Annotated in this window: 11 protein-coding genes; all 11 read left to right on the forward strand. The window is 48.0% G+C overall.

Annotated elements, in window-relative coordinates; genetic code table 11:
• Positions 1 to 124 precede the first annotated feature (124 nt).
• The 11 genes from uvsE to MKZ12_RS03460 all read left to right on the forward strand — a co-directional run bounded on the left by uvsE (position 125) and on the right by MKZ12_RS03460 (position 13529).
• On the forward strand, positions 125 to 1126 hold the full coding sequence (gene uvsE, locus MKZ12_RS03410) for a UV DNA damage repair endonuclease UvsE (protein ID WP_339239429.1): 1002 nt from the start codon (positions 125 to 127) through the stop codon (positions 1124 to 1126).
• A gap of 98 nt (positions 1127 to 1224) precedes the next feature.
• The gene (locus tag MKZ12_RS03415; protein ID WP_339258719.1) at positions 1225 to 2097 is read left to right on the forward strand and encodes an inositol monophosphatase family protein; all 873 of its coding nucleotides are present in this window, start codon (positions 1225 to 1227) and stop codon (positions 2095 to 2097) included.
• A gap of 268 nt (positions 2098 to 2365) precedes the next feature.
• Complete coding sequence (locus MKZ12_RS03420; protein WP_339258721.1) at positions 2366 to 2656, forward strand: hypothetical protein; 291 nt, start codon at positions 2366 to 2368, stop codon at positions 2654 to 2656.
• A gap of 206 nt (positions 2657 to 2862) precedes the next feature.
• The gene (locus MKZ12_RS03425) at positions 2863 to 4185 is read left to right on the forward strand and encodes a stalk domain-containing protein (protein ID WP_339258723.1); all 1323 of its coding nucleotides are present in this window, start codon (positions 2863 to 2865) and stop codon (positions 4183 to 4185) included.
• Between the two features lie 249 nt (positions 4186 to 4434).
• Positions 4435 to 6222 (forward strand): histidine kinase, encoded by a 1788-nt coding sequence (locus MKZ12_RS03430; protein WP_339258725.1) that lies wholly within the window; start codon positions 4435 to 4437, stop codon positions 6220 to 6222.
• Positions 6197 to 7750, forward strand: coding sequence for a response regulator (locus MKZ12_RS03435; protein ID WP_339239436.1), 1554 nt, complete (start codon positions 6197 to 6199; stop codon positions 7748 to 7750). Before MKZ12_RS03430 ends, MKZ12_RS03435 begins: the two co-directional genes overlap by 26 nt.
• Positions 7751 to 7970: 220 nt before the next feature.
• Complete coding sequence (locus MKZ12_RS03440; RefSeq protein WP_339239437.1) at positions 7971 to 9254, forward strand: sugar ABC transporter substrate-binding protein; 1284 nt, start codon at positions 7971 to 7973, stop codon at positions 9252 to 9254.
• 139 nt (positions 9255 to 9393) lie between these two features.
• Complete coding sequence (locus MKZ12_RS03445; protein WP_253429934.1) at positions 9394 to 10296, forward strand: sugar ABC transporter permease; 903 nt, start codon at positions 9394 to 9396, stop codon at positions 10294 to 10296.
• 5 nt (positions 10297 to 10301) lie between these two features.
• A complete protein-coding gene (locus tag MKZ12_RS03450; RefSeq protein WP_339242906.1) occupies positions 10302 to 11141 on the forward strand; it encodes a carbohydrate ABC transporter permease in 840 nt (279 codons plus the stop codon).
• Between the two features lie 74 nt (positions 11142 to 11215).
• Positions 11216 to 12457 (forward strand): rhamnogalacturonan acetylesterase, encoded by a 1242-nt coding sequence (locus MKZ12_RS03455; protein ID WP_339258727.1) that lies wholly within the window; start codon positions 11216 to 11218, stop codon positions 12455 to 12457.
• 655 nt (positions 12458 to 13112) lie between these two features.
• The gene (locus tag MKZ12_RS03460; RefSeq protein ID WP_339258729.1) at positions 13113 to 13529 is read left to right on the forward strand and encodes a sensory rhodopsin transducer; all 417 of its coding nucleotides are present in this window, start codon (positions 13113 to 13115) and stop codon (positions 13527 to 13529) included.
• The last annotated feature ends 71 nt before the right edge of the window (positions 13530 to 13600 follow it).

The raw sequence follows: 13600 nt of genomic DNA on the forward strand, positions 1-13600 counted from the left end.
GATTTGCCAGAATACGATTATGGTCACTCTTTTAGGGTAAAACTTGGTTATATACAGTGACGGTACATCCTGACGGCTGAACATGCCGTGCAGGTTCTCCGCCCTAATAGAGAGGAAGAAATTCATGCTCGTACGCTTTGGTTACGTGGCCATGTCCGTGCTCATAGAGAATGCCTCGCCTTCCCGGACCATGACCATGTCGAGTTTTAACAAAATCGATGACAGGGAAGCAGCGATCCGCAAGCTCGAACGGATTGCAGCCGAGAACCTGCATAATACATTACGTTTGCTCAGGCACAACAAGGGCAGCCATATTCATGTATATCGCTTCTCTTCCAAATTGATTCCACTGGCAACACACGAGGATCTGAATGACTGGGACCCGTTCCCGGCTCTGAAGCAGGACTTTGCGGCCATAGGTGATTTTGTGAAGGAAAATCATATGCGTGTCTCCTTTCATCCGGATCATTTTACCGTACTTAGTACACCCCGTGAGCAAGTTCTGCGCAACTCGATTCGCGACCTTCGTCATCATGTTCGGATGCTGGATGCCATGGGGCTGAATGCCACTGCCAAGAACAATATACATATTGGTGGTGCATACGGGGACAAGCCTTCGGCGGCGCTTCGTTTTGAAGAAAATTTTTTGAAGCTGGATCGGGACATTCAGGAGCGGCTCACACTCGAAAATGATGACAAAACATTCAACGCACCCGAGACACTGGCCGTGTGCCAGCGCCTGGGATTACCCATGGTATTGGATATCCATCACCAGTGGGTGAACAACGAGGGAGAACAGCCATGGGATCTGTGGCCTGATATTTTGAAGACCTGGGAGTCACCGCTTGCCCAGGCAGATTCACCGGCTGATCAGCCATTGCCACCCAAAATTCATGTCTCCAGTCCGAAGAGTGAAAAGGATGTGCGAGGTCATGCGGATGGCGTGGAGGTAGAGCCTATGCTCGACTTCTTGCGTCATATCGCAGCAGACACCCCAAGGCTTGACGTGATGATTGAGGCCAAACGCAAGGATGAGGCTCTTGTGCAGCTGATGCAGAAGCTGGCATTCTATCACGAAGAAGGCGTGGAGTGGGTGGACGAGTCTACCGTCATCATTCATCCGTAGAGCCAAAAGGGGCTTGGGCAACGAGAAACTTTACGACCTGCGGGGCGTATACTTTTAACAAGTATTTCAACTTTTCGTAGATTGATATAGAAAGTAGAGTGAACGCTTTGAATGAGAAGGAAAAGATACCTTATGTCGTGACAAGCAAAAGCTATACTGCCGTTGCTATTAATGCAGCTTCCAAAGCTGGCGAATGGATCAAAAGCCGTCTTGGGACGGTAGCTGAACTTGGCACCAAATATTCACCCCAGGATCTGGTGACCGAAGTGGATAAAGGAGCGGAGCAGATGATCCGCCGCCTGATTCTTACGCATTTTCCCCACCATGCCATTCTGGGTGAAGAAGGCGTAGAACCGGGACCGGAAGCTTCGGCAAAAGCATTGAAAGAGGCCGAGGAAGAAGAGTTCCTGTGGATTGTTGATCCGGTGGATGGAACGACGAACTTCGTACACGGATTCCCGTTTTACTCGGTGTCTATCGCATTGGCTCATAATGGTGAAGTCATTGTCGGCGTGATCTACGACCCTTCCCGTGATGAAATGTTTGTTGCGGAAAAAGGTAAAGGAGCTTACGTTCACGGCAACAGGATGCAAGTATCTGGTGAACAGAATTTGGCTCAGAGCCTGATCGCGGTTGGATTCCCGGCAGACACAACCTTTGCGTTGCCACTGAATATGGCTGCTGTGCAGGCGCTGGCTCCGCAAGTTCGTAACTTGCGTGCAGGCGGATCTGCCGCTCTTCATCTGGCATATGTTGCCGCAGGGCGTCTCAGCGCCTACACCGAAGTTGGGTTGAAACCGTGGGATATTGCCGCAGGTGCGCTGTTGGTTGAAGAATCCGGCGGCAAGGTGACCGATACCATCGGAACACCTTATCAACTGTCAGTAAGTCATGTCGTTGCCAGCAATGGCAAAATCCATGATGCACTGACGGATGTGTTGAAGGAAGCGAAAGCAACGGGTCTGGAGTGAGTTTATTCAACTCATCGATGCTTTAATTATTTTTAATTGTACATTAACGGAGGGGACAGAAAGCATCTGAAGAAGCGGAGCTAAAAGCTTACTGAAAGAAAGCTGCTTCGTAAGCATATGCTACGCCTTTATCACCGGATTTCTACCTTGGAAAGGGGATCAAAGAAATCTGGGGATAACAGCGATCGGAAGATGGTTCTGTACACGAAGTGAACGTACAATAGCAATATTTAACGCATGTATGACTTTAATTAAAGGAGCGAGAACAATGGATGAATCCAAAGAACTGGAACGACGGCTCAGTGATATGCTGACGGAAGGGGACATGGAAGAGTCCGGCGACACCGATCAGCGTGAACGCCAGCTGATTCCTCCCAAATATGAAGTGCGAATCCAGACAGAGCGTGATCCGATTGTCGAGGAAACGTTAAAGTACCGGAAGATGGCACGCGAATTGGATGATCGTTATGATCGATATCTGGAGCGAGCTACCGGGAACAAACCGGAGAGCGACAAGGGTCATTCGAATGCCCAAGACTCGGATAAGCCGCAATCTTAACTAATCACTGAATGTCATAACTGTGCTTCACCAGTAACAGACTCCCCATCCGGGAGTCTGTTATTTCATGCGCACTTCCAGCAGAGAGGACAGCGCCTGCTTTAAAATGATAGAATAGAGTAACACGAACTTATATCATTGGAATGAGCGATGTACTATATATTAGTGTGAATGAAGATAGATTCACGAAAAGGAGTGTTACCTTAATGAAGCGTAAACGGATATGGGAAAATACGGCTGCCGGTTTAACGGCGAGCATGTTGGCAGGAATGCTGCTCTTCACATCTTCTGCATTGCCTGCACACGCGGCTGACACCAAAACCGGTGTACTGCCAGCGGGTACAAACGAAGCTTCGCTGACTGCGAAGAAAGATGCAGTAGTCGTAACGAAGGAGTTCCGCATCGTCACATTGGGAGATTCCATAACGGTAGGTTATGAGCCCAACACGAAAGAATTGCCTTATGGTTATGTCGAACGTCTGCAAGAGCAAGGTTTGCTGCACGGACGTACACAGGTGGACAACTACGGGATTGCGGGACTTAAGACCAGTGGTCTGAAAAACTTCACTACTGCAATTAAGGATGGCAAAACACTGACTTCCGAAGCCATTCAACCAAGTCTTCCTGATCCAAGAGCAGGGCAGATCGGAGCCAATATTGTTGCAATCCGTGAGAGTGTAGCGCAAGCCAATCTGGTTGCAATTACCATTGGGGGAAATGATGTATCTGAGCTTCTCGGTACAGCAGACAAACTGAGTGATCAGGAACTGCAAACAAAATTAAAAGAATTACTTGCAACATATACAGACAATGTTAGTGCAACGATTAATACGATCCATGAAATTAATCCGACCGCTACAATTGTCATCGCAGACCAATATCAACCGATGCCAGAAGTAGCGGGCAAGGCACTCTATGCCAAACTGATGGAGGCATCCCAAGGTTTCACACAGACGATTGATGGAATCGCAGCTAAATTCTCTGCTCAAGGAACCAATGTCAAAGTCGCACACGTGGCCAAAGAGTTTGTTGGCGGTGAAGGCACGATGACTCATATGATCAAAGATCGTGATTTCCACCCGAATCAATTCGGATATGCGGCCATTGCCGAAGTATTTGCCAAAACGATCTGGGGAGATTACACCAAGCTGACTGCACCTGCCACAGGTGAACCCATGAATATTATCGTGAGTGGTAAAACCTTGAATACACCGTACAAACCAATTATCCGTAACGGCAAAAACTTTGTGGCGATTCAAGATATCGTGAACGCTGTTGGTGCCACTACGGTATGGGATAACAAGACTTCAACCGCAACCATTACATATGGAGATCGGAAGGTTGCTGTGAAGATTGGTGCCAATGCAGTGAAGGTAAATGGAGCATCGGTTAACGTGGATACACCTGCATTTCTGAATAAGGTAGGCAAAGAGTCTAAAACCTATGTACCCCTTGCCATGGTAGCTGAAGGACTTGGCTTTGATGTGCAATATGTAGCGAAGCTGAAAACTGTTTTTGTTAATCCGTAAGATATGTTTCATGCTTTAGCATGATGTGATTCAACAGCCAGAATGCCTTGATTTGTTCAAGGCATTCTGGCTGTTTTGTGTTCTTTTTGAGTTGCTGACACAGATGGATCACTCCTCTAATGACCTGAAATGTTGGATAAATATATCTTGTCAGATGCCCAATGGATGTGTAAATATGAAAATAACTTACAATAAAACGATTAAACCATAACACGACAGCACCCTTCGCAAGGCAAAGGAGCGCTTAGGATGACTAAAATTAAGAACGCTTTCACAACACTGCCGATTCATCACAAAACGATTCTTCTTATTGGCATTTTGATGTTAATCAGCTTTACGTTTTATGCGTCTGTGCTCCGATATGTGTTCAGCATCTATGATCGTCAAATCTACGAGAAGTCCTCGCAAGTCCTCAATATGTCTTCAGTAGGCATTGAGAATCAACTGCGTGAGATGTCCAGTCTCTCTTTCAAGGTGATGTCAGATGAGCCGCTTCAGCAATATCTGCTTCAACTTGAAAAGGCCGAGACAGGTTACGAGAAAAATGGTCTGCGCAAAAAAATTACTAACCGGTTAGTAGCTTATGCAGGGTCTGAGAAATACGTCTATTCCATGCTATTTATCGATAATGATAATAACGTTATGGCTGCAGGGAACCGGGAAGGAATTTCGGAGACAAAACAGAAGGAACTGGTGACACTGGGAGACCGATATTCGGGGTCCAATGTGTGGCATACCAGCGGGGATCAACAAGCTAGGCTTTTATCCGTCCGACAGGTGAAATCTTTTACGGGTGGGGCGTTTACGCTGGAAAAGCTCGGTACGCTGATTATCCGTGTCCGTCTGGACCGAATTGTCCAGGATCAGATGCAAGAACCGGCAGAGGACTCCCAGTTGTTGATTACGGATGGAAAAGAAGTGATCTATCCAACAGAATCAGCAGTCAGTGAAGCTGAGATAGAGTCAGAATTGAAGCGGACCCAACCTTATGGCATCGCCATGTTTGAGCATGGTCGTTATTTTGTCGCCCGGGCCAACTCTTCCTACACTGACTGGACTTACCTATATACGACGCCTTTTGATCAGATGTTTAAACAAATTCAGTTTGTCAAACAGCTGGTCACGGTCATCTTTATTATGATTTTTCTGGTCGCACTGATTATTGGAGCGAAGTTTTCTCGCAGTATCACCCACCCAATTGCGCAGTTGATCAAAAAGATGCGTAATATCGAAAAAGGCGATTTGGATAAACTGGAGGAGGCTGCCCTTGGCAATGTTCCCATATCTCCACAGAATGAGGTGGGGCTGCTGCATCGCACCTTCAAGATGATGCTTCAACGGATACGTGAATTGATTGATGAGAACTATGCTAAGCAATTGGTGATTCGTGAGACGGAGTTGAAAGCGCTTCAGGCGCAGATTAATCCACATTTTCTATACAACACGTTGGAATCAATTAACTGGTTGGCCAAAGTGCAGAAGCAACGACAGATCTCGGAAATGGTTGAGGCGCTTGGATTTCTGCTGCGCAGCTCTGTGAATATGTCCGAGAAGTGGATCACGCTTGAAAGAGAGCTGGACATAGTCCGCAGTTACGTTACGATTCAGCGCACTCGTTTTGAGGAGAGACTTAATTTTGACATGGAGATTGCCCCTGAGGTGGGAACGGCCCGGATTCCCAAGTTAACGTTACAGCCACTCGTGGAGAACGCCATACATTATGCACTCGAACCAAGCATTGAACCCTGCCGAATTCGTATTCGGGCGAGAGCAGATGGAGATAAGGTGATTATCGAAGTCGAAGACGACGGTCCGGGGATGACACCGGAATTTCTGGAACAACTACACGAAGGACGTATTCAGACAAGAGGACAGGGCATTGGGTTATCTAACATCCAGGAACGAATCAGACTGACCTTCGGTGATGAAGGTGGAATGGTGATGAGCAGCAAGCCCGGATCAGGAACTGTAGTATCGATCAGCATACCTTGGATCAGAGAGGACGATGACGATGTACAAAGTGATGCTCGTAGATGATGAACGTGTCATTCTGGAGGGGATTTCCCAAGTGGTCGATTGGGCCGCGGCAGGTACGGAATTGGTGGGTACGGCGAGGAATGGGATTGAAGCATTGGACAAAATCGGGCAGTCGAGACCTGACATTATTATTACGGATATCTCCATGCCTGGTCTGGATGGTCTCGGACTCATAGAGAAGGCATCGGAAGCATATCCAGGGGTACGTTTCATCATGTTATCCGGCTACAAGGAGTTCGAGTATGCCCGCAGGGCGATGCAATATGGTGTGAAGCATTATTTGCTCAAACCATGTAATGAGAATCAGATCCATGATGCGTTAACCGAACTGTTGCAGGAACATCAGGATGCTCAAGTGAAGGAGCATGTTGCTGGGGAGATGAAACAGCGATTGCAGCGTGTCCTTCCGCATGTGAAGGAGCAATTTCTGCTAGAATTCATGACCAACCGAACCTATGGGCCAGTTGATCTGGAATATTATCAGGAGCTGTTCGATCTGGAGCTTGAAGAGAACACAGTTCGGTTACTGTTGTTCCGAATCGTAGATGAGCATGATTACAGTCACTTATTTGCGATCAAAAACATTGCCAGTGATCTGCTACCGGATGTACTGTTAAGCACTACCATTGAAGGCAAACTTCTGATTCTGCTTGCGGATTCAACTGATCCGGGCCGATTGGAAGAAAATATTGAAGAGGTTCGGGCTGCATTTACCAGACTATATAAACTGGAAGTGACCGCTGCACTGAGTGAAGCAGATCGAATGATCCAGTCCCGGCGGTTGTTTCGTGAGGCATTGCAGTATCTGAACCATCGCTTTTTTATTGGTGAAGGCAAACTGATCACGAAGAATGATCTCGTTCTGGCAGGAGAATGCGACGGCGTGCATGTAGAACAGGATGCGGAGCAACTGTGTCAGTTGATCAAATCGGGCAATACAGAAGAAACCGCGGCAGAGGTGGATCGTCTGTTTGATCTATTATCGCGTCAGCAGTTGGAGATTGAGGTGACTCGTTCTTATGTAGTGCAGCTGTATTCTGCGATGGTTCATGTATGTCCGCCCGAGGAGGCAACAGAATTCACCCAGCGTATGGCGGAACTGCCTCATATCGATACGTTATCTGGATTAAAAACTTTTGTTGCAAGCAGTGCAGCCCGGCTAACTTCCGGGTATTACAAAAACCATATCAGCCGCCAGTCTTCCGCCGTGGAGAAGATGATGGATATCGTGGATCGTCATTATGGAGAGGCAGATCTCTCGCTCAATGGAGTCGCTCATCAGATGTTATATATGAATCCGGATTATCTGGGCAAGATTTTCAAAAAAGTCACGGGCGAGAATTTCTCCAATTACGTCAATCGTCTGCGCATCGAACGGGCGTGTGATCATATCCGCAGAGGCGGGGATGTTAAAGTATTCGAACTAGCTGAGTTGTTCGGATTCGGCGGTAATTCGCAATATTTCAGTCAGGTGTTCAAAAAATGGACCGGTATGACACCTACGGAATTCCGCAGGATCGGCATATAACAATGAGATATCAATCGTATGGCTCATGTCTGGGGAGGATGAACAGCGCTGAGAGGGGGCTGTTGTCCTCCTCTGTTTTTTGAACCAACAAGACGGTTTTGTGTATTCAACTCTGGTCGTACATTTGCGAAAATGACATTAACAAGTTTGTGAAAGCGTTATCAGAAATAAGAGGGTAACGCGTTCACACAACCATATCAACATAAAAGGGGAGATTGGCATGGTGAAAAAGGCAATATTCCTGATGATGGCTGCGTTGCTCGTTTTTACAGCGGCATGTAGTTCAGGTGGAGGAAGCGAACAGGGGTCTTCGGATGGATCGGTTACTCTGCGGATCGCTTGGTGGGGTTCGGATGCACGGCATGAATATACACAGAAGGTCATTGACCTATACAAGTCGAAAAATCCGAATGTCAAAATTGACGTGGAATATGCTTCATTTGATGACTACTGGAAAAAGCTCGCACCACAAGCAGCAGCAAATCAATTGCCTGACATCGTTCAGATGGATATTTCCTACATCAGCCAATATGCACAGAATGGTCAGCTTGAGGATCTAGCTCCTTATCTGGGCAACCAGATCAAAGTGGACGATGTGTCTGAGAATGTAATTAGCACAGGTGTAATTAATGGTAAACAATACGGTGTACCTGCCGGTGTTAACGTTCTGGGCTTCCAATATGATCCGGCGTTGCTTAAAAAAGCAGGCGTGGATGCAATCCCTGACAATATGACTTGGGAGTCGTACGAAGCACTGGGTAAACAAGCCGCTGAGAAAGGTCTGTATTTGGATGGAGGGGTAGCTCCGGATATCTTCTTCCATTACTTCCTGCGTACCAAAGGGTTGTCGCTATACAATGCGGAAGGCACAGGTCTTGGTTATGATGATGACCAATTGTTTGTTGAATTCTTCGGACTTATGCGCCGCATGATTGAGCAGGGCGCAGCACCTACACCGGATGTAGCCAACCAAACCAAAGGCATTATTGAGGAATCGGATCTCGTGAAGGAAAAAGGAATTGGCGTATGGCAGTGGTCCAACCAGTTCGTAGCTTTGCAACAGGTAGCGAACCGTCCGCTCGAAATTGCTCCAATGCCAGGACCTGATATGGAAAAAGGACTTTATATGCAACCAAGTATGTATTGGGGTGTAACGTCCAACTCCAAAGTGAAGGAAGAAGCGGCTAAATTCATTGATTTCTGGGTGAATGACGTGGAAGCCAACAAACTGATCAAAGGGGAGCGCGGTGTACCAATCTCCGGAGCAATCAAGGAAGCCATCGCACCTGAGCTGAGTGACGCCACGAAACAGGTCTTTGAATTCGTAGCCGCAATGGAGCCTAAGGCTTCACCAATGAGTTCACCGCCACCGGTGGGTTCACCGGAAGTAATCTCTGCTCTGGCCGATGTGGTTGAAGAGTTGAACTTTGGCAAAATCACACCTGAACAGGCAGCAGAAACATTCCGCAAAAATGCCGAATCGGTACTTGCAAACAATAAATAACAGTTGAATGATAGCTTGCTCGTCCCACTTCAGGGATGGTCGGGAATGGGGCTGCTCGCGAATGCGAGGGCCTTTCCCCGTCCAGATGACCGAAGTAAGGATGAGAGAGCAAGCTGATCCATGAAGGAGGTTCGTTCCATTGAGGCAGTATTCGTCGTTACGTCGAAACTTAACCGGATATGCGTTCATAAGCCCGTTTATTATTGGATTCCTGGGCTTCACACTCATCCCCATGTTTGTATCCTTATATATGTCGTTCACGAGTTATAACTTGTTCACTTCTCCGCGGTGGATTGGGCTCGATAACTACACCAAAATGTTTTTTGATGACCCGAAATATTGGAACTCGGTCAAAGTGACGTTTCTGTATGTATTCATTGGGGTTCCGTTAAGATTGATCTTTGCCCTCTTCGTAGCGATGGTCCTCAATACTGGCTCTCGTATGATTGGAACGTACCGGACGTTGTATTACCTGCCATCCATTATCGGCGGTAGTGTGGCTGTATCTATTATGTGGCGTAACCTCTTCAGTAATGAGGGTGTTATCAACAGCGCTCTAACGGCAATTGGGATTGGGCCTATAAGCTGGTTTGGTGACCCGAATGCGTCCCTGGTTATGCTGATCTCACTGTCTGTGTGGCAGTTCGGTTCGTCCATGCTGATCTTCCTGGCTGGTCTCAAAAACATTTCCCCTGAGATGTACGAGGCAGCAGGTGTGGATGGTGCGAATCCGGTTCGAAAATTTTTCAGCATCACCTTGCCGCTTCTTAGCCCAATCGTCCTGTTCAATATGATCATGCAGACAATTGGGGCATTCATGACCTTCGTACCTGCTTACATTATCTCCAAAGGCGAAGGCGGCCCAATGGATGGTACCATGCTGTACTCCCTGTATCTGTTCCGTCAGGCATTTATGTTTAACAACATGGGGTATGCTTCGGCAATGGCCTGGATCATGCTCATTATGATTGGAATACTCACGGTGGCTGTCTTCCTGACATCCAAGTACTGGGTATTCTATGAATCTGAAGGAGGGAAGTAACGATGATGGTATGGAAAAATGTAAAATGGCCCGTGTATCACCTGTTCGTTGCAGCTCTTGCCCTCCTGATGCTCTATCCCGTACTCTGGATGCTCTTCAGTTCATTCAAGGAAAGTCGTACGATCTTTGTTACCGCAGATACCCTGTTTCCAGCAGAGTGGATCTGGAGTAACTATGTGGATGGTTGGAAAGGAACAGCAGGAAGACCGTTCATGGATTACATCACCAACTCCCTTGTAATTGTAGTTATATCTACCATCGGTGCTGTGATATCGTCATCGCTGATCGCTTTTGGTTTTGCCAGACTTAGCTTCAAAGGTCGTAGCTTCTGGTTCTCCATTATGATGTTGACGCTGATGCTGCCACATGACGTGGTCTTGGTTCCTCAATACATTATCTTCACGAAGCTGGGTTGGCTGAATACGATTCTGCCAATCGTTGTCCCTACATTCTTCGGAATGCCGTTCTTCATCTTCCTGATGGTACAGTTCATTCGAACAATTCCGAAGGAGCTGGATGAGGCTGCAACCATTGATGGATGTAACAAATTCAGATTATATATTCAGATTATTATGCCGCTGATCAAGTCATCTCTGGCAACAGCAGCGATTTTCTCCTTCTACTGGAGATGGGAGGATCTGCTCGGCCCGGTATTGTACCTCAACTCGCCTGAGAAATATACCGTCTCGATGGCACTGAAAATGTTCCTGGATAGCGAATCTGCTTCCAACTGGGGCGCCATGTTTGCGATGTCCATCGTCAGTCTGGTTCCGGTTGTAGCTGTGTTCTTCATCTTCCAGAAACAAATTGTTCAAGGGATGAGCACCAGCGGATTGAAAGGATAAGCAGGCTTAACTGTATAACTTCGTATCTTGCCCGATTAAACGTTTACGAAAGTTAACCAAGGAGGTTATCGCTTTTGAATAAAGCTCAGGATCGTCAGGCCGTTGCCATGGGAGCAGCGGCAGAGGGCCAGGCAGTGTCCGTGACCAGCTGGAAGTATAACTTTGGACCGGACTCGGGAAGAGCAGATGAGACAGGGGATTATCTGAAAGTAACTGCAACAACCGCATATGAGGAACGAGGCGGATACGGATTCGAAGCGGGTTCTCTGGTGTATGAGAAACAACGCATCGGAGATGATGACGTGTCGAATTCCACGAAACAACATCATAACAATCCGGGGCAGACAACCATGTCTGCCCGATTGCGTTCGGGCTTCTGTATTCCGCTCAAAGCATCCTTCATTGTGGATGTTCCCGATGGAACCTATCAAGTTTTACTTGTTGCAGGTGATGAATTGGCTGAGACAGTGACCCGTGTGAAAGCTGGTGAGGGCAGGCTTGTACTGCCAACCATTCGTACACTTCCCGGGCAATTTGCAGAGGTGCGATTCTCAGTCGTTGTTCGTGGTGGCAGACTTCGTCTGTCATTCTCCGGTCCCGCGCCAAGAATTAATGCGTTAGAGATCACCCTTGCGAATCAGACCATGACTATATTTCTTGCCGGGGATTCAACCGTAACGGACCAGCCGGAAAGTGGGTATCCGTATTGTGGTTGGGGCCAGCTATTGCCAGCACAGTTCAAACATGATGTGGCAGTGGATAATCATGCCCAGTCAGGGCGCAGTTCCCGCAGCTTTATGAATGAAGGCAGGCTCAGCGCTATTCTGGAGCGAATCAAACCCGAGGATTTTCTGTTTATTCAATTTGGACATAACGATGAGAAGCCGGACCCTGAACGTGGGACCGACCCATTCACAACATATAAGGAATATCTGAAAAAATATATCGATGCTGCCCGTGAAGCCAAGGCTCGTCCGGTGCTCATAACCCCGGTACATCGTCGCTATTTTGCGGATGATGGCACATTGACCGATACGCATGGCGATTATATCATCGCCGTACGTGAGCTGGCGGAACAGGAAGGTGTACCGCTGATCGATCTGGCTGAGCGCAGCCGCCTTCTGTTCGAGCAGGCGGGCGTTGAGGGCACCAAGGACGACTTTATGTGGGTGCTGCCAGGAGAGTATGTGAATTTCCCTTCGGGTGTGGAGGATAACACGCATTTTCAAGAACGCGGCGCCCGCCGCCTTGCCCAGCAGGTGGCAGAAGCCATCCGCGAGTTGCAATTACAACCGTTGCAGATGTATCTGCGGTAGGTTCATGCCCTTAATTATTAAGCGAGTTAAACGAAGTAACGAGCCAGCAAAAAGCTGCCCAGCGAAGAGCGAAGGCAATAATTTTTTAAAATCAGTTCGGCGAGCGTAGCAGTGGAGGAGGACGGAATCGGGTAGAGGGAGCGAAGCGTCCGCCTTTGGAGCGGGATTTCCCCTGATGAGGGGGAATAAATAGAAATCCCGAGCCAACAAGCGGCCCGCAGCCTGATCCGCCCGCCGGAGCGCCAGCTCCGCGAGTTATTCAGGGTTTAAAAACGGTAGCGAGTTAAACGAAGTAACGAGCCAGCAAAAAGTTGCCCAGCGAATAGCGAGGGCAATAATTTTTTAAAATCAGTTCGGCGAGCATAGCAGCGGAGGAGGACGGAATCGGGTAGAGGGAGCGAAGCGTCCGCCTTTGGAGCGGGATTTCCCCTGCTGAGGGGGAATAAATAGAAATCCCGAGCCAACAGCGGCCCACAGCCCGATCCGTCCACCGAAGCGACTACCGTGCGAGCCCATCGGATTTTTAAGAGTTTGCCCCCGCGAATGAGCCAAAGAAATCCCGAGCCAACAGCGGCCCACAGCCCGATCCGTCCGCCGGAGCGACAGCCCCGCAAGCCCACCCGATTTTAACTTAATGATTGGAGGATATATTTCAATGACATTGGAGCCGACCAAACAAGGTGCATCAGCCCATAAGAACGATCCGACAGCCACAGGTCATACCTACTGGGTTATCCCTGATGGCTACATCCCGCCGGAGAGCAGCGGCACACTGGAAAGTCACGAGAGCATCTGTGTGTTAAACACAGGTGCCGTCGATGCGGAGCTGAACATCACAATCTATTTTGAAGACAGAGAACCACTCGAAGATATTGTGGCGGAGGTGCCAGCGAGAAGAACAAAACATATTCGTACCGCATCGCTGCAATCGGGAGAGCAGTCTATCCCGTCAGGCGTACCTTATGCCATCACGGTTTCAAGCAATATCCCAGTCATCATTCAGTACAGTCGTTTGGACACCACCCAGCCAGAATTGGCTCTGATGAGTGTCATGGCTTATCCATTAAAATAACGTATCGACTTGCACGAAATTCAAACCCAAAAGAAGACCAGTACTTGCATGTAATGCAGGTCACAGGTCTT

This window comes from Paenibacillus sp. FSL R5-0713, from assembly GCF_037973325.1.
Lineage (GTDB): Bacteria > Bacillota > Bacilli > Paenibacillales > Paenibacillaceae > Paenibacillus.